This window comes from Phenylobacterium sp., from assembly GCF_031181185.1.
In the GTDB taxonomy this organism is placed as follows: domain Bacteria; phylum Pseudomonadota; class Alphaproteobacteria; order Caulobacterales; family Caulobacteraceae; genus Phenylobacterium.
The window spans coordinates 12,180-34,476 of the sequence record NZ_JAPSKZ010000017.1; the positions used below are offsets into that span (position 1 = coordinate 12,180).

Annotated in this window: 22 protein-coding genes and 1 pseudogene; 8 read left to right on the forward strand and 15 right to left on the reverse strand. The window is 69.3% G+C overall.

The features are described from left to right. Window positions 1-158: 158 nt before the first annotated feature. The 6 genes from odhB to RIF93_RS03540 form a co-directional block, all read right to left on the reverse strand. The gene (gene odhB / locus RIF93_RS03515) at window positions 159-1,436 is read right to left on the reverse strand and encodes a 2-oxoglutarate dehydrogenase complex dihydrolipoyllysine-residue succinyltransferase (protein ID WP_309088501.1); all 1,278 of its coding nucleotides are present in this window, start codon (window positions 1,434-1,436) and stop codon (window positions 159-161) included. A gap of 50 nt (window positions 1,437-1,486) precedes the next feature. After that, window positions 1,487-4,435, reverse strand: coding sequence for a 2-oxoglutarate dehydrogenase E1 component (locus RIF93_RS03520; protein ID WP_309088503.1), 2,949 nt, complete (start codon window positions 4,433-4,435; stop codon window positions 1,487-1,489). A 96-nt stretch (window positions 4,436-4,531) separates the two neighbouring features. Further along, the gene (gene sucD, locus RIF93_RS03525) at window positions 4,532-5,410 is read right to left on the reverse strand and encodes a succinate--CoA ligase subunit alpha (RefSeq protein ID WP_309088505.1); all 879 of its coding nucleotides are present in this window, start codon (window positions 5,408-5,410) and stop codon (window positions 4,532-4,534) included. 10 nt (window positions 5,411-5,420) lie between these two features. Continuing rightward, the gene (locus tag RIF93_RS03530; RefSeq protein ID WP_309088507.1) at window positions 5,421-5,990 is read right to left on the reverse strand and encodes a hypothetical protein; all 570 of its coding nucleotides are present in this window, start codon (window positions 5,988-5,990) and stop codon (window positions 5,421-5,423) included. Beyond that, window positions 5,987-7,186: an ADP-forming succinate--CoA ligase subunit beta gene (sucC, locus tag RIF93_RS03535; protein ID WP_309088509.1), complete on the reverse strand. Its 1,200-nt coding sequence runs from the start codon at window positions 7,184-7,186 to the stop codon at window positions 5,987-5,989. Before sucC ends, RIF93_RS03530 begins: the two co-directional genes overlap by 4 nt. Window positions 7,187-7,340: 154 nt before the next feature. Continuing rightward, window positions 7,341-7,889 carry a DUF2306 domain-containing protein gene (locus RIF93_RS03540; protein WP_309088511.1) on the reverse strand — a complete coding sequence of 183 codons (549 nt, stop codon included), beginning with the start codon at window positions 7,887-7,889 and terminating at the stop codon, window positions 7,341-7,343. A 171-nt stretch (window positions 7,890-8,060) separates the two neighbouring features. Here RIF93_RS03540 and RIF93_RS03545 point away from each other — a divergent pair, with 171 nt between their 5' ends. Then, window positions 8,061-8,786: a LytTR family DNA-binding domain-containing protein gene (locus tag RIF93_RS03545; RefSeq protein ID WP_309088513.1), complete on the forward strand. Its 726-nt coding sequence runs from the start codon at window positions 8,061-8,063 to the stop codon at window positions 8,784-8,786. Here the strand turns inward: RIF93_RS03545 and RIF93_RS03550 are convergent. Further along, on the reverse strand, window positions 8,783-9,325 hold the full coding sequence (locus RIF93_RS03550; RefSeq protein WP_309088515.1) for a GNAT family N-acetyltransferase: 543 nt from the start codon (window positions 9,323-9,325) through the stop codon (window positions 8,783-8,785). The two genes, RIF93_RS03545 and RIF93_RS03550, sit on opposite strands and share 4 nt — an antisense overlap. A 130-nt stretch (window positions 9,326-9,455) precedes the next feature. On the opposite strand from RIF93_RS03550, the gene RIF93_RS03555 reads away from it, so the two are divergent. Together RIF93_RS03555 and RIF93_RS03560 are read left to right on the forward strand one after the other, a co-directional pair. Then, window positions 9,456-10,649 carry a hypothetical protein gene (locus RIF93_RS03555; protein WP_309088517.1) on the forward strand — a complete coding sequence of 398 codons (1,194 nt, stop codon included), beginning with the start codon at window positions 9,456-9,458 and terminating at the stop codon, window positions 10,647-10,649. Window positions 10,650-10,882: 233 nt separating this feature from the next. Beyond that, complete coding sequence (locus RIF93_RS03560) at window positions 10,883-11,557, forward strand: lysozyme inhibitor LprI family protein (protein ID WP_309088519.1); 675 nt, start codon at window positions 10,883-10,885, stop codon at window positions 11,555-11,557. 61 nt (window positions 11,558-11,618) lie between these two features. On the opposite strand, the gene RIF93_RS03565 is transcribed toward RIF93_RS03560, so the two are convergent. Then, window positions 11,619-12,608, reverse strand: a complete 990-nt coding sequence (locus RIF93_RS03565) for a malate dehydrogenase (protein WP_309088521.1) — start codon at window positions 12,606-12,608, stop codon at window positions 11,619-11,621. An 86-nt stretch (window positions 12,609-12,694) separates the two neighbouring features. Here RIF93_RS03565 and RIF93_RS03570 point away from each other — a divergent pair, with 86 nt between their 5' ends. Continuing rightward, window positions 12,695-13,111: an HIT domain-containing protein gene (locus RIF93_RS03570; protein WP_309088523.1), complete on the forward strand. Its 417-nt coding sequence runs from the start codon at window positions 12,695-12,697 to the stop codon at window positions 13,109-13,111. Here RIF93_RS03570 and RIF93_RS03575 read toward each other — a convergent pair. Next, complete coding sequence (locus RIF93_RS03575; RefSeq protein WP_309088525.1) at window positions 13,086-13,574, reverse strand: hypothetical protein; 489 nt, start codon at window positions 13,572-13,574, stop codon at window positions 13,086-13,088. The genes RIF93_RS03570 and RIF93_RS03575 overlap by 26 nt on opposite strands. Window positions 13,575-13,709: 135 nt before the next feature. On the opposite strand from RIF93_RS03575, the gene RIF93_RS03580 reads away from it, so the two are divergent. Further along, window positions 13,710-14,096, forward strand: coding sequence for a DUF2237 domain-containing protein (locus RIF93_RS03580; RefSeq protein WP_309088541.1), 387 nt, complete (start codon window positions 13,710-13,712; stop codon window positions 14,094-14,096). Here the strand turns inward: RIF93_RS03580 and thpR are convergent. Then, entirely contained in the window at window positions 14,093-14,629 is a 537-nt protein-coding gene (gene thpR, locus RIF93_RS03585) for an RNA 2',3'-cyclic phosphodiesterase (RefSeq protein ID WP_309088527.1), read from the reverse strand. The genes RIF93_RS03580 and thpR overlap by 4 nt on opposite strands. Before the next feature lie 8 nt (window positions 14,630-14,637). After that, window positions 14,638-15,270: an arylesterase gene (locus RIF93_RS03590; protein ID WP_309088529.1), complete on the reverse strand. Its 633-nt coding sequence runs from the start codon at window positions 15,268-15,270 to the stop codon at window positions 14,638-14,640. Between the two features lie 159 nt (window positions 15,271-15,429). On the opposite strand from RIF93_RS03590, the gene RIF93_RS03595 reads away from it, so the two are divergent. Beyond that, the gene (locus RIF93_RS03595) at window positions 15,430-16,176 is read left to right on the forward strand and encodes a Bax inhibitor-1/YccA family protein (protein WP_309088531.1); all 747 of its coding nucleotides are present in this window, start codon (window positions 15,430-15,432) and stop codon (window positions 16,174-16,176) included. 171 nt (window positions 16,177-16,347) lie between these two features. On the opposite strand, the gene RIF93_RS03600 is transcribed toward RIF93_RS03595, so the two are convergent. The 3 genes from RIF93_RS03600 to acnA form a co-directional block, all read right to left on the reverse strand. After that, window positions 16,348-16,683 carry a DUF2794 domain-containing protein gene (locus tag RIF93_RS03600; RefSeq protein ID WP_309088533.1) on the reverse strand — a complete coding sequence of 112 codons (336 nt, stop codon included), beginning with the start codon at window positions 16,681-16,683 and terminating at the stop codon, window positions 16,348-16,350. Window positions 16,684-16,983: 300 nt separating this feature from the next. Then, window positions 16,984-17,679 (reverse strand): DUF1223 domain-containing protein, encoded by a 696-nt coding sequence (locus tag RIF93_RS03605; protein WP_309088535.1) that lies wholly within the window; start codon window positions 17,677-17,679, stop codon window positions 16,984-16,986. A 103-nt stretch (window positions 17,680-17,782) separates the two neighbouring features. Continuing rightward, a complete protein-coding gene (gene acnA, locus RIF93_RS03610; RefSeq protein ID WP_309088537.1) occupies window positions 17,783-20,473 on the reverse strand; it encodes an aconitate hydratase AcnA in 2,691 nt (896 codons plus the stop codon). Between the two features lie 193 nt (window positions 20,474-20,666). Between acnA and ccmA the strand changes: the two genes are divergently transcribed. Beyond that, the gene (gene ccmA / locus RIF93_RS03615) at window positions 20,667-21,269 is read left to right on the forward strand and encodes a heme ABC exporter ATP-binding protein CcmA (protein WP_309088543.1); all 603 of its coding nucleotides are present in this window, start codon (window positions 20,667-20,669) and stop codon (window positions 21,267-21,269) included. Then, window positions 21,266-21,931 carry a heme exporter protein CcmB gene (gene ccmB / locus RIF93_RS03620; RefSeq protein WP_309088539.1) on the forward strand — a complete coding sequence of 222 codons (666 nt, stop codon included), beginning with the start codon at window positions 21,266-21,268 and terminating at the stop codon, window positions 21,929-21,931. Before ccmA ends, ccmB begins: the two co-directional genes overlap by 4 nt. On the opposite strand, the pseudogene RIF93_RS03625 reads toward ccmB, so the two are convergent. Continuing rightward, a pseudogene (locus RIF93_RS03625) lies at window positions 21,928-22,275 on the reverse strand (nuclear transport factor 2 family protein); the annotation flags it as partial. The gene ccmB and the pseudogene RIF93_RS03625 overlap by 4 nt on opposite strands. Between the last annotated feature and the right edge of the window lie 22 nt (window positions 22,276-22,297).

Consider the following 22,297-nt stretch of genomic DNA (forward strand, 5'->3'; position numbering starts at 1 on the left):
CTCCCCTTGCGGGAGAAGGTGGCCGGCGCAGCCGGTCGGATGAGGGGTCGGGCCACCCCCAAAGAAAACGACGAGGGGCCGCGCGGACGTGCCGTGCGACCCCTCATCCGTCACCCTTCGGGCGACACCTTCTCCCGCAACGGGAGAAGGCGAATTCCTCAGACGTCCAGCAGCAGGCGCTGCGGGTCTTCGATGGCTTCCTTGACGTGGACGAGGAAGGTCACCGCACCCTTGCCGTCGACGATGCGGTGATCGTAGCTCAGGGCCAGGTACATCATCGGCCGCGCCACGATCTGGCCGTTCACCACCATCGGACGCTCCTGGATCTTGTGCATGCCCAGGATGCCCGACTGAGGCGCGTTCAGGATCGGCGTCGACATCAGAGAACCGTAGACGCCGCCGTTCGAGATCGTGAACGTGCCGCCCTGCAGGTCATCCAGGGCGAGGTGGCCATCGCGGGCCTTCTTGCCGAGCGCGCCGATCTCCTTCTCGATCTCGGCTAGGCTCATCATGTCGGCGTCGCGGACCACCGGGGTCACGAGGCCCTTGTCGGTGCCGACCGCGACCGAGATGTCGTAGTGGTTCTTGAAGATGATGTCCTGACCGTCGATCTCGGCGTTGACCTCGGGCACCTGCTTCAGGCCGTGGATCACCGCGCGGACAAAGAAGCTCATGAAGCCCAGCTTCACGCCATGCTTCTTCTCGAAGACGTCCTTGTACTGGTTGCGCAGCGCCATGACGTTGGTCATGTCCACCTCGTTGAAGGTGGTCAGCATGGCCGCCGCGTTCTGGGCCTCCTTCAGCCGGCGCGCGATGGTCTGGCGCAGGCGGGTCATGCGCACCCGCTCCTCGCGCTCGTGCAGCGCGCGCGGGGCGGCCGGCGCGGCGGGCGCGGCGGGCGCGTTCGAACGCGCTTCCAGGGCGGCCAGCGCATCGGCCTTGGTCACCCGGCCGTCCTTACCGGTGCCGGCGATGGACGAGGCGTCCAGCTTGTTCTCGCCGACGATTCGCTGGGCCGACGGCGCCAGCACCTTCTCGGCCTTCGGCGCCGACATGTCGGGCACGGGGCCCGAGATCGGCGGCGCCTTGCCGGGCTGCGGCTCGGGCTGCAGCTCGCCGGCCGGGACGGGCGTCGGCGTCGACGAGGGGGCGGCCGAAGCCTGAGCCTTCGACGCCGGCGGCGGCGCGGCGGCCGCGCCGGCGCCCTCCGAGATCTTGCCCAGAACCGCGCCCGGCTCGACCGTCGCACCTTCGGCGGCGGTGATCTCGGCCAGCACGCCGTCTGACGGCGCGGCCACTTCCAGGCTCACCTTGTCGGTCTCGAGCTCGACGAGGATCTCGTCCTTGCGGACGGCGTCACCGGCCTTCTTCGTCCAGCGCGCCACGGTCGCCTCGGTGACGGACTCGCCCAGCGCCGGCGTCATGATGTCGGCCATTTTCGGGATCGCTCCTTAGATCGTCTCGGACACAAACAAAGTCGGGGTTCTTACGCGAAGGCTTCCGTGAGGAAGGCCTCAAGTTCCTTCAGGTGGCGGCTCATCAAGCCGGCGGCGGTGGACGCCGAGGCCGGGCGGCCGACGTAGCGGGCCCGCTTGGCCTTGATGTTCATCCGCTCCAGCGTCAATTCCAGCCACGGATCGACGAACTGCCAGCCGCCCATGTTCTTGGGCTCCTCCTGGCACCAGACCAGCTCGGCGTTCTTGAACCGCTTCAGCTCGTTGGTGAGCGACTTCAGCGGCCACGGATAGAACTGTTCGAGCCGCAGCAGGTAGACGTCGTCGCGACCGGTCTTCGCCCGTTGCTCGACCAGGTCGAAGTAGACCTTGCCCGAGCAGAGGATGACGCGGCTGATCTCGGCGTCCGGCTTCAGCGTCACACCGCCCACGTCGCAGCCGGCCTCAGCGCCGTCCACCATCACGCGGTGGAAGCTGGTGCCCTCGGCCATGTCGACCAGGTTCGAGACCGCCCGCTTGTGGCGGAGCAGCGACTTGGGCGTCATCACGACCAGCGGCTTGCGGAAGTCGCGCAGCAGCTGGCGGCGCAGGACGTGGAAGTAGTTGGCCGGCGTCGTGCAGTTGACGACCTGCATGTTGTCTTCGGCGCACAGCTGCAGGAAGCGCTCGAGGCGGGCCGACGAGTGCTCCGGACCCTGACCCTCGTAGCCGTGCGGCAGCAGCATGACGAGGCCGCTCATCCGCAGCCACTTGCGCTCGCCCGAAGAGATGAACTGGTCGATCACCACCTGGGCGCCGTTCACGAAGTCGCCGAACTGGGCCTCCCAGAGCGTCAGGGTGTCGGGATCGGTCAGCGAGAAGCCGTACTCGAAGCCCAGCACCGCCTCTTCCGACAGCGCCGAATCCAGCACCTCGAAGTGCGCCTGGTTGGGCCCCAGGTTCCGGAGCGGGAAATAGACCTCCTCCGTCTTCTGGTCGATGAGCCCGGCGTGGCGCTGGCTGAAGGTGCCCCGGACGCTGTCCTGGCCGGACAGGCGCACCGGATAGCCCTGGTCCAGCAGGGTGGCGAAGGCCAGATGCTCGGCCGTCGCCCAGTCGATGCCCTCGCCCTTCTCGATCGCCTCACGGCGGCCGGCGATCACGCGATCGACGGTTTTGTGGACCGTGATCCGCTCCGGGACCGAGGTGATCTTGTGGCCCAGGTCGATGAGCTTCTGCTTCGGCACGCCGGTGGCGTACTTCTCCTCGCCCGTCGGCTTGCGGCCCGACCACTTGCCGTCCAGCCAGTCGGCCTTGTTCGGCTTGTAGGTCTTGCCGGCCTCGAACTCGGCGTCGAGGAAGCGGTCGAACTCGGCGATCCAGCCGTCGATCTCGCCTTGCGTCACGACGCCTTCGCCCACCAGCCGCTGGGCGTAGAGGTCGCGGACCGAGGGGTGGCCCTTGATCTTCGCGTACATCAGCGGCTGGGTCATCGTGGGGTCGTCCCCCTCGTTGTGACCGAACCGCCGGTAGCAGAACATGTCGACGACGACGTCCTTGCCGAACAGCTGGCGGTACTCCGTGGCCACCTTGGCCGCGAACACCACCGCTTCGGGGTCGTCGCCGTTCACGTGGAAGATCGGAGCCTCGACCATCAACGCCACGTCGGACGGATAAGGCGAGGAGCGCGAGTTCTTGGGGCTGGTGGTGAAGCCGATCTGATTGTTCACCACGAAGTGCATCGTCCCGCCGACGCCGTAGCCCTTCAGGCCCGACAGCGCGAAGCACTCGGCCACCACGCCCTGGCCGGCGAAGGCGGCGTCGCCATGCAGCAGCAGGGGCAGCACGTGAGCGCGGCCGGCGTCGGACTGCTCGCGCAGGGTGAAGGCCTGCTTGGCCCGGGCCTTGCCGATGACCACGGGGTTGACGATTTCGAGGTGCGACGGGTTCGCGGTCAGCGACAGGTGCACGCTGTTGCCGTCGAACTCGCGGTCCGAGCTGGCGCCCAGGTGGTACTTCACGTCGCCTGAGCCTTCGATGTCCGAGGGCACCGACGAGCCGCCTTGGAACTCGTGGAAGATCACGTGGTAGGGCTTGCCCATCACGGCGGCCAGCACGTTCAGACGACCGCGGTGCGGCATCCCGACGATGAGGTCCTTCACGCCCATCGCGCCGCCGCGCTTGATGATCTGCTCAAGCGCCGGGACCATCGCCTCGCCGCCGTCCAGGCCGAAACGCTTGGTGCCGGGGAAGCGGCGATGCAGGAAGGCCTCGAAGCCTTGGGCCTCGATCAGCTTCTTCAGGATCGCGACCTTGCCTTCCTTGGTGAAGGCGATCTCCTTGTCGCGGCCCTCGATCCGCTCCTGCAGCCACGCCTTCTCGCGCGGATCCGAGATGTGCATGTACTGCACGCCGACGTTGCCGCAGTAGGTCCGGCGCAGGATGTCGAGGATCTCGCGCAGTGTGGCCGTCTCGAGGCCCAGCACGTAGTCCAGGAAGATCGGACGGTCGAAATCGGCCTCCGAGAAGCCGTACGTGGCCGGGTCCAGCTCCGAGGCGTCGCCCGGCGTCGTGGCGATCTGCAGCGGGTCCAGGTTGGCCTTCAGGTGCCCGCGCATCCGGTAGGCGCGGATCATCATGATGGCGCGGAGGCTGTCGAGGGTCGCGGCGCGGACCTCGTCCTGAGTCGCTGCAGGCTTCTTGTCGGCGATGGCCTTGCCGACTTTGGCCTCCACCGCCGGCCACAGGCCATCGATGGCCGACAGCCACTCAGGTCGAGGCTGCGGGGCCGCGGGCTTGGTCCAGGCGGGCTTCCGGGCGGCGGCCTGCACCTCGTCGGCGCGGTCGGCCAGCTGGGTGAAGAACGCGCGCCAAGACGGCTCGACCGACTCGGGGTTGGCCGCCCATTTGGCGTACAGGTCTTCCACGAACGCGGCGTTGCCGCCGTAGAGGAAGCTCGTCTCGGCCAGGACTTGGTTGATCAGGCCTGCGTCGTCCGCCATTTCGTCGCCTTTGGCTCTTCGCCTTCCGGGGGCGGACCCGCGGACTTCTGGAGAAGGAGCCTGGCGCGGACCGCCCTACGCTAGAAACTGTGTAACTCAGGCGCCCTTGAGCACCTCGACCAGGGTTTCGCCAAGCTTCGCCGGCGACGGCGACACGCGGATGCCCGCAGCCTCCATCGCAGCGATCTTGTCTTCGGCGCCGCCCTTGCCGCCCGAGATGATCGCGCCCGCGTGGCCCATGCGGCGGCCCGGAGGCGCCGTACGGCCCGCGATGAAGCCGACCATAGGCTTCTTGATGGCTGAATTCTTGATGAACTCGGCCGCTTCTTCCTCGGCGGAGCCGCCGATTTCGCCGATCATGATGATCGACTCGGTCTCGGGGTCCTTCAGGAACATGTCCAGCACGTCGATGAACTCGGTGCCCTTGACGGGGTCGCCGCCGATGCCGACGGCCGTCGTCTGGCCGAGGCCCACCTGCGAGGTCTGGAACACGGCCTCATAGGTAAGCGTGCCGGAGCGCGAAACAACGCCCACCGAGCCGCGCTTGAAGATGTTGCCCGGCATGATGCCGATCTTGCACTCGCCGGGCGTCAGCACGCCCGGGCAGTTCGGCCCGATCAGGCGCGACTTCGAGCCCGACAGCGAGCGCTTCACCTTGATCATGTCGGTCACCGGGATGCCCTCGGTGATGCAGACGATCAGCGGGATCTCGGCGTCGATCGCTTCCAGGATGGAATCGGCGGCGAACGGCGGCGGCACATAGATCACCGAAGCCTCGGCGCCGGTTTCCTTCACCGCTTCCGCGACGGTGTCGAACACGGGCAGGCCGATGTGCGTCTGGCCGCCTTTGCCCGGCGTCACGCCGCCGACCATCTTGGTGCCGTAGGCGATGGCCTGTTCGGTGTGGAAGGTGCCCTGGCTGCCGGTGATGCCCTGGCAGATGACGCGGGTGTCTTTGTTGATCAGAATCGACATCAGCAGGAGCTCACTTGTCGGGCATGAACACGCCCAGCATCGTCATCTGGGGGCTCGTTTGGGTCATGGCGAGCGTTGCGAGGGGGTTGGCGAAGAAGTCCTTCGCAGCCCGATCGCTCACCTTCTCTGGCAGCGGCTTGTGGCCCGCAGGGTCGGCCACGAAGACGTAGGCTGTAGCGTCCGAGCCGCCGAAGTCCTTGCGCTCCGGCACCGCGGCCCACGCCTTCATCTCACTGGCGGCGGCTCCGTCCGGGGGCATCGAGGCGACCGCGCAGAAGCGCATATCGCCGATCTGCGCCGCGCCTGGGACTTCCGCCTTTGCCCACAGCAGCATGTTCATCGCCTGCGGGTCGGTCTTGATCCAGCCCTCGGCAGCCTTCGGCTTGAACTGGCGCGACGCCTGGTCGAGCAGCGCTTGGGGCATCGGCATCCAGCCGCCCGTCTTCGCCTGAGCCTGGACCGCCTCGAGCTTCGCCTGCGTGGCTACGCAGTTCGCACGGAAGGAATCGAACAAGGGCCCGGCCTGCGCCTGACCTGCCGCCAGGGCGCTTGCCGTAGCCAGGGCGGCGAGAAGCTTCACGCAGCGCCCCGCACGGCCTTCACGATCTTCTCGGCCCCGTCGGACAGATCGTTGGCGGCGATCACGTTCAGGCCGCTCTCGTTGATGATCTTCTTGCCCAGCTCGACGTTGGTGCCTTCCAGGCGCACGACCAGCGGCACCTTCAGGCCCACGTCCTTCACCGCGGCGACCACGCCCTCGGCGATGATGTCGCAGCGCATGATACCGCCGAAGATGTTCACCAGGATGCCCTTCACGTTCGGGTCCGCGGTGATGATCTTGAAGGCCGCCGTCACCTTCTCCTTGCTGGCGCCGCCGCCCACGTCGAGGAAGTTGGCGGGCTCGGCGCCGTAGAGCTTGATGATGTCCATGGTGGCCATGGCCAGGCCGGCGCCGTTGACCATGCAGCCGATCTCACCGTCCAGGGCGATGTAGCTGAGGTCGTACTTGGAGGCCTCGATCTCCTTCGGGTCCTCCTCGCTCTCGTCGCGCAGCTCGACGATGTCCTTGTGGCGGAACAGCGCGTTCGAGTCGAAGCTGACCTTGGCGTCGAGGACGCGCAAGTGGTCGTCGCCGGTGACGATCAGCGGGTTGATCTCCAGCATCGACATGTCCTTGGCCAGGAACGCCGTGTAGAGCTGGGTCAGCAGGGTCGCCGCTTCCTTGGCCAGGCCGCCGGTCAGGCCCAGAGCCTTGGCGAGCGCGCGCGTGTGATGCGGGAAGACGCCGGTGGCCGGGTCGATGGAGAAGGTGACGATCTTCTCGGGCGTGGCGTGGGCCACTTCCTCGATGTCCATGCCGCCTTCGGTCGAAGCCACGACCGAGACGCGGCTCGTTTCGCGGTCCACCAGCAGCGACAGGTAGAATTCCTTGGCGATCTGGGCGCCTTCCTCGATGTAGAGGCGGTTCACCTGCTTGCCCGCAGGACCCGTCTGATGGGTCACCAGCACGCGACCGAGCATCTCCTCGGCGTTGGCGCGGACCTCGTCGACCGACTTGACCACCCGCACCCCGCCCTTGGCGTCGGGGCCGAGGCCCTCGAACCGGCCCTTGCCGCGCCCGCCGGCGTGGATCTGGGACTTCACCACAAAGACCGGGCCGCCCAGCTTCTCGGCAGCCTGCACGGCGTCTTCGACCGAAAACGCGGGATACCCGCGCGGAACCGCCACGCCGAACTCTGCGAGGACGGCTTTGGCTTGGTGTTCGTGGATGTTCATGAGGCCTTGGGAGCGCTTTGGCGGAGGCTCGCCCCCAGTGGGTCACCGTGGCGAGTGACGGGGCTTATAGGCGCCGCATCCCGCGATGACAACCGCGTGAGCCCCATCGAATCGCGTTCTCCGCCACGCCGCTCACGCAGGGAGAGCAGACCGATTATCCGAAGAACATCTGCCACATGGTCCTGCCCGGAATGAAGGCGATGAAGAAGTTGATGGCGAAGGCGCCGTAGAAGAGGCCCATCATCGTCCGGCGATGGTGCGCCACCTTGTGACGCCTGGCCGCCAGCACGCCCACCGGCAGGGCGATCAGGGTCCAGCCGGTGAAGAGATGGATGAAGGACCAACTGCCGGGCGTGAGGTTGGTGATGAAGAGCGTGGCGCCCGCCGTGATCGACACCAGCGAGACCCATACCCAGCCGGCGACCCGATGGAAGGACCGGCCCTTGCGGACGACCATCAGCACGCCTCCGAGTGCAAGGGCGGCCAGCGCCGTCGCCAGGTGGATCTTGATCGGGGTCGACAGCCCCGCGAGCAGGGAGAGGTCCGGCGCGTGCGGGCGCGACTCCGCCGCCAGCCGCAAAAGCGCGCCGAGGTAAGGTCCCATTGCGAGCGCCAGCACGAGTGCGACCGCCGCCATGGACACGGCGAACCAGCCAAGGAAGCCCATGCGGCGGCGAGCGGCATTTTCCGAAACTTGCGACATGCTCTATCTCCGGTCTGGGGCGGCGCTGCGGGTGCGCGCCGCGGGTTCGACCGGGGTGATGGCGGCGTGGCCTTGAGCACGCGAGGGCGGATGCGTCGGATGACGGCGGGGCTACGCGAACGACCGTCGGGCGCCGTTCACGCTTCGCGGACGGCGACCCGGCTGGGCCTCATGTTGCGGCACACCTTGATCGTGGCGCTGGTAATCGGCGGGTTCCTTAGCTTCATCGCGGCTTTCGACTCCGGCCACCTGCCGTTCGCAACCCGCACCCTGCTCATGGTCGGGATCGCCTGGACAGCCTCGCTGATGGGCGCGGCAGCCTTCGCCGTGGTCGAGCGGTCCGCGTGGGTGCGCGGCGCCTGGTGGCGGGTAGGCTTGGCGGGCGCGGCCTTGATGTTCGCCCCTATGGGCCTCGTGGTCTGGTGCGGCGTGAGGCTGGCGGCCCCGCCGCAGGGCGACCCGCCGGTGACGGCCATCCCGGGCTTCATCGGCGTCTCGTTCGTGACGTCGCTCTTCTTCTGCATGGTCGTGGCCTGGTTCCAGAGCCGGGCGGCCCACGGGCCGCAGGCGGGGACGCCTGCGCCGCCAAAGTTCCTGGAGCGGTTGCCGCTCAAGCTGCGCGGCGCTGAGGTGTGGGCGGTCGAGGCCGAGGACCACTACCTGCGCCTGCACACGTCCAAGGGCCAGGACCTGATCCTGATGCGGCTCGCCGACGCCGTGGCCGAGCTCGAGGGGATCGAGGGCCTGCAGGTGCATCGGTCATGGTGGGTGGCCCGTGACGCCATCGTCGACGCCAGGCGCGGCGACGGCCGGGCGACGCTGACGCTCAAGGACGGCGTCCAGGTCCCGGTCAGCCGCACCTACGCCGGGGAGCTGCGCGCCCGCGGCTGGATCTAGCGCTTACGCCGGGCCAGCCATTCCTCTCGGGTCTGGCCCCAGACGTCGACGGCGACATTCATCGGCGGCGGGAGCACCGCCTGGCGCAGGATGCGCGAGCCCAGGCGCTCGGCCACCTTCTGCGAGTTCACATTGGCCGCCTCGATGGTGTGGATCACCTCGGTCCAGCCCAGGTGGTCGATCGCCCAGTCGATCGAGGCCTCGGCCGCCTCGGTGGCGTAGCCCTTCCCCCAGTGCTCCCGGGCGATGCCCCAGCCCACCTCGGTCCCGGGCCAGCCCTCCGGCTGCCATGGACCGACGCGGCCGACCCATTGGCCCGACCCCTTCTCGACGACCGAGAACATCGAAAAGCCGCGCACCAGCCAGGCGCCCGCCATGGTCGCCATCACGCGCCAGGCGCCGATGCGGGGCTGGACTCCGCCGATATAGCGCGCCGCCTCCTCATCGCTGGCGAACGCCGCCCAAGGCTCGAAGTCCTCGGGCCTGGGCGCCCTTAGAATGAGGCGTTCTGTCTCAAGCGTCGGTATTGGAATCTCCACCTTTTTGGGCCTTTATCTGGTTTCGGGAGAGAGTTCGGGGTTTGGGGGCGTCGCAAGCGTGGCTTCAGCCGCGCCGGTTTGCCGCCTTCTGCTTTGCGCGTCGAGGGACCCGTACCACGAGGGTTCGCCAATGGCGCACGACCAGTTCGACATCGAGGGCCAGACCGCTCCGCGACGCGGCGGCGGGCGCTTCATCGTCGCCGGCGTCGTGGGCGCTTGCGCGCTGGGCGTCGGACTGGGCCTGTGGGCGCGGCCCTCATCGACCGAACGCGGCGACGCGCCGGTCCCGCCCAAGCCCGAGGCGGAAGCCAAGCTCTCCGACCGACGCCTGCAGATCGTGCTGGACGACAGCCCCGCGCCGATCGGCCAGCCGCTGGAGGTGATGCCGGCAGACACGCCGGGCCTCTCGCCGGCCGAACCGCAGCCCCTGCCGGCCGAGCCGATGGCGCCCAAGGGCCCGCCCGCCGGCCTGATGAAGGTGGACACCCCGGTGGCGGCGGCGCCCGTCGCCGCTGTGCCCGCCGTGATTCCGATCGTGCGTCCCGAGCCCAAGCCCGAACCCCGCGGGGAAGCGAAGGTGGAATCGCCGAAGGCCAGGCCTACCGTCGCCAAGGTCGAGAAGAAAAAGCCCGAAGAGAAAGCGGCCAGGGCCGCGCCCAAGAAGGCGAAAGAGACCGCCAAGCGCCTGGCCAAGGCCGAGACGCCGAAGAAGAAGGCCAAGCCGGCCGAGGCCAAGAAGGAACGCGCAGTCAAGCTCGCCAAGGCCGACCCGCCGGCGAAGAGGGCCAAGAGCGAAACCAAGGCTGAGAAACCCGCGAAGCTGACCAAGCTGGTCAAGGCGGTGAAGGCCGCGCCCAAGAAGCTGAAGAACACCGCTACGGCCGCGGCTGACCGCAAGAAGAAGCGCGACGTTCAGCTCGCCGAGGCGCGCGAGGCCAAACACGCCAAGGCCAAGGCCGAAAAAGTGGTCAAGGCGAAGGCCAAGCCGCAGGTCGAGAAGGCCTCGGCGCCGAAGAAGAAGGTCACGCCCCGCGGCGAAGGTCCGATGCGCGTCGCCCGCAATGATGCCTGCGCCTCGGCCGATCCGGGGGAGGCCCTGGTCTGCGCGGACCCGCGCCTGAACCAGCGCGACCGCCAGCTGCAGCGGGCGCTGCGCGACGCCGAGGCTGCGGGCGTGCCCGCCTCGGCGCTTCGCCGCCAGCAGGAGCGCCTGCGCCAAGCCCGGGCGGCCGCCGCGCGCGACGGCTCCTGGGCGGTCGAGGACGTCTATGAGGCGCGCATCGCCGAGCTGAACGATCTGGCGCGCGACGCCCGGGATTATTGATCCCCGAACGACCTTCGCATTTGCAACGTCTGCGCCGCTCGCGCGCTTTCGGCCCTTCGAGGGACGCAGAGCGTGCGAGACTGCGTATGACGACGGACCGCTGGCCCGGCACCTACAACGGCTTTTCCGGCACAGGCGCGCCGCTTCACGACACAGGGCTTCGCATCGAAAGGCCTGAGCCGCGGCGGTTCGAGCCTCACGAATATGAGCTGCCGTCCAGGCCGAGACGACGCGTGTCGCGCGGCATGTTGCTGGGCGGTCTCGGCGCAGCCGTGGGCCTTGGGCTGGTGTTCGGGCTGCTGGCCAAGCCGGATCTGGGCGAGGAGGCCCGCACCCGTGAGCCGATGCAGCCGGTGACCCCGGCGACCGCGCCCACGGCGGCGTCCGTACCGATCGAGGTGGCGCCGGCGTCGACCCCGTCAGCGCCGCCGCCCGCCGGCAAGCTCGAGGTGCTGCCGCCGGAACTCGCCCGCGCCGTGCAGCCGCGCTCGCCCACCGTTGTGCCAACCCGACCGGAACCGGTGGAGACGCGCACCGCCCGCGTCCGCGACGCTGCGCCGGTCCCAACGCGCGAGGCTGCGCCGGCCCCGCCGCGCGAGGCTGCGCCGCCGCCCCCGCGAGTGGCGGCCGTCACGCCGCCGCCGGCGGCCCGGCCCAGCTTCAACTGCCGCTACGCGGGAACGCGAGCCGAGCGGATGATCTGCGCCGACCCTGTCCTGGCCCAGCTCGACCGCCGCCTGGACCGCGCGTTCGATCGGGCCGTCTCCTCGGGCATCCCCTATCGCGAGCTCCGCGCCGAGCAGGACGACTGGCTGGCCATCCGCGAGGACGCCGCCCGCCGCTCGCCCGCCGCCGTCGAGAGCATCTACCGTCAGCGGATCGCCGAGCTGAACGACCTGGCGGGCTAGCCAAAGAAAAAGGGCCCCTCGATCTGTCGAGGGGCCCTTCGCCAACCGGCTTGCTGAGCGCCTAGCCCAGCATTTCCTTCACCGTGTCGCGCTCGCCGACGAGCTCGTCGTTGGTGATCTTGATCTTCGACTTGGCGAAGTCGTCCATCTCGTAGCTGGTCACGACCTCGTAGGCGCCCGGCGCGGTGGTCTTCACCGGCATGCCGGCCCAGACGCCGTCGGCGAAGCCGTAGCGCCCTTCCGAGGCCACGGCCACGGAGTGGATCGCGCCCGGAGTGACCAGGTCGCGGACGTGATCGATCAGGGCGTTGGCCGCCGAGGCCGCCGAGCTCTGGCCGCGGGCCTCAATGATCGCCGCGCCGCGCTTGCCGACGGTGGGCAGGTACTCGTTCTCGAGCCAGGCGCGGTCGTTGATGACCTCGGCGGCCGCCTTGCCGCCGATCTTGGCGTGGGTGAAGTCGGCGAACATCGTCGGGCTGTGGTTGCCGTAGATGAACAGCTCGCTGACGTCGTTGATCGACACGCCGGCCTTCTTGGCCAGCTGGGCGCGGCCGCGGTTCTCGTCCAGGCGCACCATGGCGGTGAAGCGATCCGGAGTCAGGCGCTTGGCCTGGCTGGCGGCGATCATGCAGTTGGTGTTGCAGGGGTTGCCCACGACGGCGACGCGCGCGTCGTCGGCGGCCACCTCGTCTATCGCCCGGCCCTGGGCGATGAAGATCTTGCCGTTGTCCTTCAGGAGGTCGGCGCGCTCCATGCCCGGACCGCGGGGCTTCGAACCCACCAGCAGGTTCCAGTTCGCGTCCTTGAAGGCCACCTTCGGGTCGTCGGTCAGGATCATGTCCTGCAGCAGCGGGAAGGCGCAGTCTTCCAGCTCCATCGCCACGCCCTTCAGCGCCTTTTGCGGACCCTCGGCGGGGATCTCGAGCAGCTGCAGGATGACCGGCTGGTCCTTGCCCAGCATCTCGCCCGAGGCGATGCGGAACAGCAGGGCGTAGCCGATGTTGCCGGCGGCTCCGGTGACGGCGACGCGGATGGGCGGCTTCGAGGCCATGAGGCTGCTCCTTGGATAAGCTGGGATGATGTGGCCGGGTCCCTAACCAATTGACGGGCTTGCTGCAATGCCGCAGGCGGTGACCCATGTTCCGGATCGACCCTGCCTTCGAGGCCACGTCGGAGCCGCTGACGGACCTTGGCCTCTGCCACGCCCGCCTGCAGGACGACGCCCGCTTCCCGTGGATCGTGCTGATCCCCCGCATCGCCGGTTTGCGCGAGGTCGAAGACCTGTCGGCGGAGGACCGCGTCCGGCTGGTGGACGAGGTGGTGGCCGCCGGCCAGGCGGTCCGCCGCATCGGCCACGAAGCCGCCCGCCCGGTCGAGAAGCTGAACGTCGGCCAGCTGGGCAACGTCACGCCCCAGCTCCACGTCCATGTGGTGGGCCGCAGGTCCGACGATGCGGCTTGGCCGGGTCCGGTGTGGGGCTCGGGCGAGGCCCGGCGCTACCGCCCCGCCGAACTGGCCACGGCGCTGCTTACGGCGCGCGCCGCGCTAGGGTGACGGCCTGCCCCTCGAGCTGGCCGGTCCAGGCGCCGTCCGCGCGGGGCGTCAGCACCGCGGTCTTGCCGCCATCGAAGGTCAGCCGCAGGGCCGCCCCGTCGCGCTCGACGGCGTCCAGCAACCCAGAACCGGTCAGCGCGCCGGGCCGGCGCAGGTCCCGCCAGGCGCCTTCGACGGCGCCGGTGTTCCGATCGACCAGCTGCAAGTCGTAGAGAGGTCCCGAGGGGCCGGCGAGCCGCCAGCCGCCGTCCAGCGGTCCCTGGAAGGTCTGGGTCGCGACGAGCGACGCGCGGATCCGCGACTCATAGGCCGGGCCAGCTAGCGGCGGCGCGGGCGCGACCAGCGGGATCGCCTCGGTGGGGTCCACCTGCTCGACGACCGGCGCGGGGGTAGGCGCTTCGACAGGCCCGTCGGGCGCAGGCTGAGCCTGAGCCGTCGCGGCGGCGGCCGCGACCAAGAGCATCCCGATTCCTGCCGTCCTCGCTCTCATCGCGTCATTTTCCCTTGCAGCGCCAAGCTTGGCTATGGATTTCCACGGCCTGCCCGGCCTCCGGAGCCTGTAAACGCGCGAGTTCCTGTTTAGGATGGCGCCATGGCCATCCGCCCGCTCCGCTACGACGCCGGCGCCCGCAACGTCCTGGGCTCGGAACTGCAACCCTGCTCGTTCGATCCCGTGACGGGCTTCTTCCGCAATGGCTGCTGCGAGACCGGGCCGCACGACGTCGGCATGCACACGGTCTGCGCGGTGATGACGGCCGAGTTCCTGGCGTTCTCGCGCAGGGTCGGCAACGACCTCTCGACGCCCCGGCCGGACCTGGGCTTTCCGGGGTTGGAGCCCGGCGACCGCTGGTGCCTCTGCGCTCCCCGCTGGAAAGAGGCGCTCGACGCCGGCGCCGCGCCCAAGGTGGTGCTCGAGAGCACGCACGAGGAGACGCTCGCGATCGTGCCGCTGGGCGTCCTTAAGGACCACGCGGTGGAGGCCTAGGCCAGCGGGTACTCCGCCTCCAGGCGGTAGTGCGCGCCTTCGCCGCCGAGCGTGCTGGAATAGAGACCGAAGCTGTCCACGGCGATCGGCGGGCTCTTCAGCAGGTTGTGGCCCTGGATCCAGCCGGCGACCTCGGCCGGATCGGCCTGCTTGAGATAGGCCAAGGTGACGTGTGGTTTGTAACGCCGCTTCTCAGGCTTGAGGCCGGCCCGCCGGGCGGCGGTCTCGCAGGCGTCCGCCAGGCGGCGCAGCTCAGGGTTCTCGGCCACGCCCGCCCAGATCGCATGCAGGTCGCGGCCGTCGCCGAAGGAGCCGGCGCCTTCCAGCACCATCTCGAACGGCGGAACGTCCACGCCCGCCAGCTCGGCGTCCAGATCACGCGCAACGTCCTCACGCACCTCGCCGAAGAAGCGCAGGGTGACGTGGAGGCTCTCGGGCGGACGCCAGCGGGCGTTGTCGACGCCGGTCTGGCGGCGCACCAGTCCCTTGACGATCTCGGGCGGCAGGCTCAGCGCCGCGAAGAGGCGGATCATGCCCCGGTTTAGCGCGCCGCCAGCGCCCTGGCCACGGAGGGGGCCAGCCGCCGCGCGATCACGCCCACGCCCGCGGCGTTCGGATGGATCCCGTCGTTCTGGTTGAGCTTCGGGTTCAGAGCCACCCCGGCCAGCATGTCGGGCACGAAGGCGACCCCGTGCCGGCGGGCGACGCTCGAGAACGCGCCGTTGAAGTTGCGTCCCCAGGCTCCGGCCAAGATCACCGGCACCTGCACGCCGGCCAGCACGACGCTGACGCCGCGCGCCTTCAGCCGCCGGATGATGCCGTCCAGATTCGCCTCGACGGCCTTCGGGTCGGCCCCCAACAGGAGGTCGTTGCCGCCCAAGGCCACGACGCAGACCTTCGTCCCGGCGGGCACGGCGCGGTCCACCCGGCGCAGGCCGCCGGCCGTCGTATCGCCGTTCACGCCCGCGGGCCGCACGCGCGCCACCCGGCCCATGCGGGCGAGCTCGGCCTCAAGCTGCGCCGGCAGCGCCTGGGGCCGCGGCAGGCCGTAGCCGGCCGTGATCGAGTCGCCCAGGATCGCCACCACAGGCGGTCCCTGCTGCGCCGCGGCCGAGCCCGCGATCGCCGCCAGTCCGCCCGCCAGCGTCGCGCGCCTCGTGAAATCGTTAGCCATGTTCAGGATTTAGCCTGCGTTTGCGGCGGTCCAAGGGCGTGCGACAGTCCGACCGAAAATGGAACCCGACATGTCGGAAGAGCCTTGCTTACAGGCGTAACGAACACGATATTTCAGTCTGCGTCCGATGGGGACGCGAACAAAAGGGCTAAGCCTCTCATGAGCGACTTCAACCGCGGCTACGCGCGCACGATCCCGGCGGATCGCGCCGACATGTCGGTGGACGCGGGACTTCGCAGCTTCATGCTCGGCGTCTACAACAAGATGGCGCTGGGCCTCGTGCTCTCGGCCGCACTGGCCTGGGTCACCAGCTCGTTTCCGCCTGTTCGCGACGCGATGTTCGTCGTGGCCAACGGCCGGGTCGGCTACAGCGTCCTGGGCATGGTGGTGGCTTTCGCGCCGCTGGCGGTCCTGCTGTTCTCCGGCTTCGCCATCCGCAACCAGAGCCCGCGCTCGGCCAGCATCGTCTACTGGACCGTCGTCAGCCTGATCGGCGCCTCGCTGGGCGTCCTGGCTCTGCGCTACACCGGCGCGTCGATCGCCTCGACGTTCCTGATCACGGCGACCGCGTTCGGCGCCCTTAGCCTCTTCGGCTACACGACCAAGAAGGACCTGACCGGCTTCGGCAGCTTCCTGATCATGGGCGTGTGGGGCCTGCTGATCGCCGGCATCGTCAACATCTTCCTGCAGAACTCGATGATGCAGTTCATCATCAGCGTCCTGGGGGTGTTCATCTTCGCGGGCCTGACGGCCTACGACACCCAGCGCCTGAAGATGACCTACTACGAGGTCGGCGGGAACCAGGCTGCGATGGGCGTGGCGACCAGCTACGGCGCGCTCAGCCTCTACCTGGACTTCATCAACATGTTCCAGTTCCTGCTGGCGCTCTTCGGCGACCGCCGCTAGTCCGCAGCAGACGGCACGATGGAAGGCCTCGGCGAGAGATCGCCGGGGCCTTTTCTTTGGCCGCCAGATCCAGGCCGGCGCTCGGTTTTTCGACGCGCGCTGGAGCTCCTCGCCCACCGATCCCACCAGATCAGCGCCGAGCGATCGCCCGCGCAAAAAGGCTGAGCCCCGTCAGTCGACGACCTTGAAGCGGCCCTTCTCGAAGAAGCGCAGCACTTGGTCCAGCTCGTGCCCGCGGCGCAGGATGTGGCCGCCTTCGCCGACGATCGCCCAGGCGCCCTGCCGCTTGGCGAGGCTGGGGCGCTTCTCGATGCGGTAGAGCGGCGCCTCGGCCGTGCGGCGGAAGACCGAGAAGACGGCGGCGTCGGGCAGGCTGTCCATGCCGTAGTCGCGCCATTCGCCGGCGGCGACCATGCGCCCGTAGAGCCTGAGCAGGCGCTCCAGCTCGCGCCGCTCGAAGAAGACGCCGGCCTGGCGCGGGGCCGCGTAGCTCGGATCGAAGGCCATCGAAGGAGGAGCCTGACGCAAAATCGGGGGATCGGCCACCCGAAATAAGCGCGCGGGCCACCCGGGCAAGCCTGGCCGCGCCCGCCGCGAAATCACCTTATTTCGGTCCCGCGAAGGTCGGATGCGGTTTCGATATTCGTCTCGTCGGTTGGTCGGACCTGCGGTCCCGGATCCTGAACAGCCCCCCCAGCCCCCCTGGATCGTGGCCTGGCCAACCGACGCTTACATCCCCTCTCCAAGCGAAAGCCCGTGCGGTCTCTCTCCAGCCGCGCGGGCTTACGTTTTTCGGAGAGCTGGCCTTCAGCCGCCTTGTTGCGCGACCCCGAGGACGCGACCGCCCTTGGCGGCCTGGACGACGACCACCGTCTTGAGACCCTCTTCGGCCGCCGCCGTCATGCGATAGGCCTGCGGCCGCCCCCGCCAGACGCCCAGGCGCTTGATCTCGCGCACCACGTTCTTCTGCACCACGGTCTCGCCGCGGTTGTCGCCGGCCTTCACGGCCACCTCCAGCTCGCGCGGGTCGTAGCGGATCAGCCAGACCTCGGCGCCGCCCGTCGGCACGCGGCCCGAGCCCACGTCCACCCGGCGCGGCCCGATGAACTTCATGTCGGGGGCGTTGCGGGGGGCGCCGACGGCGGCGCGCACCAGGCGGTCCACCTCGGCCGTCTTCAGGCCCGGCGCCTCATGGCGACCGTCGACCACCACCTGCGGCGTGTAGGGTTCGCGCAGCTTCAGCCGGGTGACATAGGCCTTCTGCCGCTCGGTGAACTCGGGCTTGGCGAAGGTGTCGGTCCAGCCGAGGTAGTCCCAGTAGTCCACCGGGAAGGTCAGGGCCAGCACGCCCGGACGCTCGGCCAGCTTGCCGACGTGGGCGTTGGCCTCCGCGCACGAGGCGCAGCCCTGCGCCGTGTAGAGCTCCACCAGGACAGGCGGCTTGGCCATCGCGGAGCCGGCGGCCGCGATCAGGATCAGGCTGAGAAGCGCCGCTTTCCGCATCGGTTGGTGTTTAGCCGCAGTTCCTGCGCCTGAGGTGGTCAAGATGGCGTGAGGATCGGCAGGCGGTTCGACGCACGTCAAGCCGCCTGCCCCAATCCGTCGCTTAGGCCGTGGGCTTCGCCAGGCTCCGCAGCACATAGTTCAGCACGCCGCCCTGCTTGAAGTACTCGAGCTCGGTCGGCGTATCGATGCGGCAGCGCACCGGGAAGCGGGCGATGCGGCCGTCGCTCGGGCGGTACATCTCGACGATCAGCTGCTTGCGCGGGGCGAGCTCGGTCAGGCCGCGGATCGTGACGATCTCCTCGCCGGTCAGGTTCAGCTTGTGCCAGCCTTCCTGCAGGAACTGCAGCGGCAGCACGCCCATCCCGACCAGGTTCGAGCGGTGGATCCGCTCGAAGCTCTCGGCGATCACCGCCCGGACGCCCAGCAGCTTGGTGCCCTTGGCCGCCCAGTCGCGCGACGAGCCGGTGCCGTATTCCTTGCCCGCGAACACCACCAGCGGGCGGCCCTCGCCCTGGTAGCGCATGGCCGCGTCGTAGATCGACATGACCTCGCCCGAGGGGAAGTGCTTGGTGACGCCGCCTTCAATGTCGGGCGTGATGCGGTTCCGGATGCGAATGTTGGCGAAGGTCCCGCGCATCATCACTTCGTGGTTGCCGCGGCGCGCGCCGTACGAGTTGAACTCGGACTGCGGCACCTGGCGCTCACGGAGATAGACGCCGGCCGGCGAGCTCGCCTTGATCGAGCCGGCCGGCGAGATGTGGTCGGTCGTGATCGAGTCTCCGAACACGCCCAGCACGCGCGCCTCGACGATGTCGGTGACCGGCGCTGGCTCCATGCTCATGCCCTGGAAGTAGGGCGGGTTCTGCACGTAGGTCGAGCCCACGTCCCAGGTGTAGGTCTGGCCGCCGGCGACCTTGATGCCTTGCCAGCTCTTGTCGCCCTTGAAGACGTCGGCGTAGCGCGTGGCGAACATCTTGTTCGTCACGTGCTTGCGCTGCAGGGCGGCGATCTCGGCCGAGGTCGGCCAGATGTCCTTGAGATAGACCGGCTTGCCGTCCTTGCCTTCCCCGAGGGGTTCGTTGGCCAGGTCGATCAGCATCGAGCCCGCTAGCGCGTAGGCGACGACCAGCGGCGGCGAGGCCAGGTAGTTGGCGCGCACGTCGGGGTTCACCCGACCTTCGAAGTTGCGGTTGCCCGAGAGCACCGACACCGCCACCAGGTCGTTCTTCTGGATGGCGTCCGAGATGGGCTCGGGCAGCGGGCCCGAGTTGCCGATGCAGGTCGTGCAGCCGTAGCCCACGAGGTTGAAGCCGAGCGCGTCCAGCGCCTTGTCCAGCTTGGCGGCCTTTAGGTAGTCGGTCACCACCTGCGAGCCGGGCGCCAGCGAGGTCTTCACCCACGGCTTCACCTGCAGGCCCTTCTCGACCGCCTTCTTGGCGACGAGGCCGGCGGCGATCAGCACGCTGGGGTTCGAGGTGTTGGTGCACGAGGTGATCGCGGCGATCACCACGTCCCCGTTGCCCACGTCGAAGTTCTCGCCCTCGACCTTGGCGCGTTCGCCGTAGCCGTCGGCCTTGCCGAAGTCGTTCGCCAGGGCGTTGCGGAACTCGGCGGCCGCGTCGGTCAGCAGCACCCGATCCTGCGGGCGCTTGGGCCCGGCCAACGAGGCCGCCACGCTGGCCAGGTCCAGCTCTAGGGTGTCGGTGAACACCGGGTCGGGATCGGCCGGGTCGCGCCAGATCCCCTGTTCCTTGGCGTAGGCCTCGACCAGCGCCACACGGGCCGGATCGCGGCCGGTGGCGGTCAGGTAGTCCAGGGTCGCCTGGGTCACCGGGAAGAAGCCGCACGTGGCGCCGTACTCGGGCGCCATGTTGGCGATCGTGGCCTGGTCTTCCAGTGTCAGGTTCGCGAGCCCGGGGCCGTAGAATTCGACGAACTTGCCGACCACGCCCTTCTTGCGGAGCATCTGGGTGACGGTCAGCACCAGGTCGGTGGCGGTCGCGCCTTCCGGCAGGGCGCCGTCGAGACGGAAGCCGATGACCTCGGGGATCAGCATCGGGATCGGCTGGCCCAGCATGGCCGCCTCGGCCTCGATGCCGCCCACGCCCCAGCCCAGCACGGCCAGGCCGTTGACCATGGTCGTGTGGCTGTCGGTGCCGACGACGGTGTCGGGATAGGCCACTTCCTGGCCTTCGTCCGAGTTCGTCCAGACGGTCTGGGCGAGGTACTCGAGGTTGACCTGGTGGCAGATGCCGGTGCCGGGCGGCACGACACGGAAGTTGTTGAAGGCAGACGAGCCCCAGCGCAGGAACCGGTAGCGCTCCATGTTGCGCTCGTATTCGCGCTCGACGTTGGCGCCGAAGGCCTTCGACGTGCCGAAGTAGTCCACCATCACCGAGTGGTCGATGACCAGGTCCACCGGGTTCAGCGGATTGATCTTCTCGGGGTTGCCGCCCAGCGCCGTCATGGCGTCGCGCATGGCCGCCAGATCGACGACCGCCGGCACGCCCGTGAAGTCCTGCATCAGCACACGCGCAGGGCGGAAGCTGATCTCGTGCTCGACGGCGCCCTTGTTCTCGAGCCAGGCGGCGACCGCCTTCAGGTCCTCGACGCTGACCGACTGACCGTCCTCGTTCCGCAGCAGGTTCTCGAGCAGGACCTTCATCGAGATCGGCAGGCGCGAAACCCCTGAAAGTCCCGCTTCCTCGGCGGCGCGAAGGCTGTAGTAAGCATAGGTCTTGTCGCCCACCGTCAATTCGCGGCGGGTTTTCAGGCTGTCGATCGACGCCATGAGGGGAGATCCTTTCTCTGTTCCCGGCCGCCCTACGACCACCCCAGGGATCGCGCGCTCTGAAGGGACGGACACACAGCGTTCGTCCCCGCGCGGCGTTGGCCCCCTCGGGCTGCAGCGGCCGGCCGCTTCATAGCCCCGCCCATCGCGTGCGTCCATGCGCGTTGCTTTCCGCCTACGGGGGCGGCGCGAGTTGATCGCCGAGCTGCGGATTTCCGGGGCCTCCGTGCAGCGCGGCGGGCGCGTGCTGTTCGAGGACCTCTCCCTCGATCTGGCGGCCGGCCAGGCCTGCGCGCTGACCGGGCCGAACGGCTCGGGCAAGACCAGCCTGCTGCGAGCCGTCGCCGGGCTCGTGCGCCTGGGGGCCGGCGAGATCGCGTTCGGCGCGGCCGAGCCGTCGGAGGCCCGTGCCCAAGACCTCCACTTCGTCGGTCACCAGGACGGGCTGAAGCCGGCGCGCACGGTGCGCGAGGAGCTGGCGTTCTGGAGCCTCTGGTCGGGCGGCAGCCAGGCCGCCGCGGACGAGGCGGCCCGCGCCTTCGACCTCCTGCGCCTGCTGGACCTGGAGGTCCGCCGCCTGTCCGCTGGCCAGCGCCGGCGCCTGGCGCTCTCCCGGCTCGTCGCCGCGCCTCGCCCCCTTTGGCTGCTGGACGAGCCGCTGAGCCCCCTGGACGCCGAGTGGCGCGGCCGGATGGGCGAGATCATGGCCAGCCATCTGGCCGGCGGCGGCATGATCCTGGCCGCCGTGCACGATCCGCTGCCGATCGCGGCCAAGTCACTGGACCTCGCCGCATGAACCGGCTCGGCGCGCTTCTCGTCCGCGAGACGACCCTCGCCTGGGGCCGCGGCGGCGGGCCGCTGGTGGCGGTGGGCTTTTACGCCGGGGTCGCAACGCTGGTGCCGCTGGCGATCGGGCCAGAGCCGGAACGGCTGGCGGCCATCGCGCCTGGCGCGGCCTGGGTCGCGCTGGCGCTCGCCGCCCTGTTGTCGCTCGACCGTCTGTTCGAGCGCGACTACGAGGACGGCGCCCTGGACCTCCTGACCCTGGCTCCCATCCCGCTGGCGCTGGTCTGCGCCATCAAGTGCCTGGGTCAGTGGCTGGCGACGGGCGCGCCGCTGGCGCTCGCCGCGCCGGTGGCGGCCATCGCGCTGGGCGCGGCCCCCGCGCTGGCCCCGCTGGTTTTCGCCTGCGCCCTGCTGGGCGGGCTCGCCTTCGCCTTCATGGGCGGCATCGGCGCGGCGCTGAGCCTGGGGGCTCGGCGCGGCGGCCTGCTCACCGCCGTGATCGTGCTGCCGCTGTTCGTGCCGCCGGTGATCTTCGGCGGCGGGGCCTTGGACGCCTTTACCTCAGGCCTCCCGTGGCAGGGCGGAGTTGCGCTGCTGGGCGCCTACGCCGCCGCGGCCGTGGCGCTGGGCCCCCTCGCGATGGCGGGCGCCTGCCGCAACGCCCTGTCCTAGGCGCCTGCTGCGCGAGCCTTCGGCTGCCACATGGCGTTCACGATCACCCAGCGGTCGCCGAAGCGCCCGAGGTGGAAGTAGTCGGTGAACCAGGGCGTCTCGACCCGGGCGACCGCGACGTCGCCCGCGATGTCCAGCACCCGCACCGAACGGCTCCACTGGTCCTTCGGGGTCTTCAGCGCACCCTGGCGGGTCAGTTCGACGAGTTCCTCCTTGGACATCCGCCGAAGGGCGAAGACCTCGTCGGGATTCGTCTCAACCGCGCGCTTGGCAAGATCGGGGTGCAGCGAACGCGCCACCCGGCGAGGGTCACCCTCGAGCTGGCCGTCGACGTAGTCGTAGGCGGTCGAGGCCGTCGCCTACGAC

What these genes read in the sequence shown, in the direction of transcription:
- odhB (WP_309088501.1), bottom strand. Translation starts at nt 1,436, where the DNA reads ATGGCCGACATCATGACGCCGGCGCTGGGCGAGTCCGTCACCGAGGCG.
- RIF93_RS03520 (WP_309088503.1), bottom strand. Translation starts at nt 4,435, where the DNA reads ATGGCGGACGACGCAGGCCTGATCAACCAAGTCCTGGCCGAGACGAGC.
- sucD (WP_309088505.1), bottom strand. Translation starts at nt 5,410, where the DNA reads ATGTCGATTCTGATCAACAAAGACACCCGCGTCATCTGCCAGGGCATC.
- sucC (WP_309088509.1), bottom strand. Translation starts at nt 7,186, where the DNA reads ATGAACATCCACGAACACCAAGCCAAAGCCGTCCTCGCAGAGTTCGGC.
- RIF93_RS03540 (WP_309088511.1), bottom strand. Translation starts at nt 7,889, where the DNA reads ATGTCGCAAGTTTCGGAAAATGCCGCTCGCCGCCGCATGGGCTTCCTT.
- RIF93_RS03545 (WP_309088513.1), top strand. Translation starts at nt 8,061, where the DNA reads ATGTTGCGGCACACCTTGATCGTGGCGCTGGTAATCGGCGGGTTCCTT.
- RIF93_RS03555 (WP_309088517.1), top strand. Translation starts at nt 9,456, where the DNA reads ATGGCGCACGACCAGTTCGACATCGAGGGCCAGACCGCTCCGCGACGC.
- RIF93_RS03565 (WP_309088521.1), bottom strand. Translation starts at nt 12,608, where the DNA reads ATGGCCTCGAAGCCGCCCATCCGCGTCGCCGTCACCGGAGCCGCCGGC.
- RIF93_RS03570 (WP_309088523.1), top strand. Translation starts at nt 12,695, where the DNA reads ATGTTCCGGATCGACCCTGCCTTCGAGGCCACGTCGGAGCCGCTGACG.
- RIF93_RS03575 (WP_309088525.1), bottom strand. Translation starts at nt 13,574, where the DNA reads ATGCTCTTGGTCGCGGCCGCCGCCGCGACGGCTCAGGCTCAGCCTGCG.
- thpR (WP_309088527.1), bottom strand. Translation starts at nt 14,629, where the DNA reads ATGATCCGCCTCTTCGCGGCGCTGAGCCTGCCGCCCGAGATCGTCAAG.
- RIF93_RS03590 (WP_309088529.1), bottom strand. Translation starts at nt 15,270, where the DNA reads ATGGCTAACGATTTCACGAGGCGCGCGACGCTGGCGGGCGGACTGGCG.
- RIF93_RS03595 (WP_309088531.1), top strand. Translation starts at nt 15,430, where the DNA reads ATGAGCGACTTCAACCGCGGCTACGCGCGCACGATCCCGGCGGATCGC.
- RIF93_RS03600 (WP_309088533.1), bottom strand. Translation starts at nt 16,683, where the DNA reads ATGGCCTTCGATCCGAGCTACGCGGCCCCGCGCCAGGCCGGCGTCTTC.
- RIF93_RS03605 (WP_309088535.1), bottom strand. Translation starts at nt 17,679, where the DNA reads ATGCGGAAAGCGGCGCTTCTCAGCCTGATCCTGATCGCGGCCGCCGGC.
- acnA (WP_309088537.1), bottom strand. Translation starts at nt 20,473, where the DNA reads ATGGCGTCGATCGACAGCCTGAAAACCCGCCGCGAATTGACGGTGGGC.
- ccmB (WP_309088539.1), top strand. Translation starts at nt 21,266, where the DNA reads ATGAACCGGCTCGGCGCGCTTCTCGTCCGCGAGACGACCCTCGCCTGG.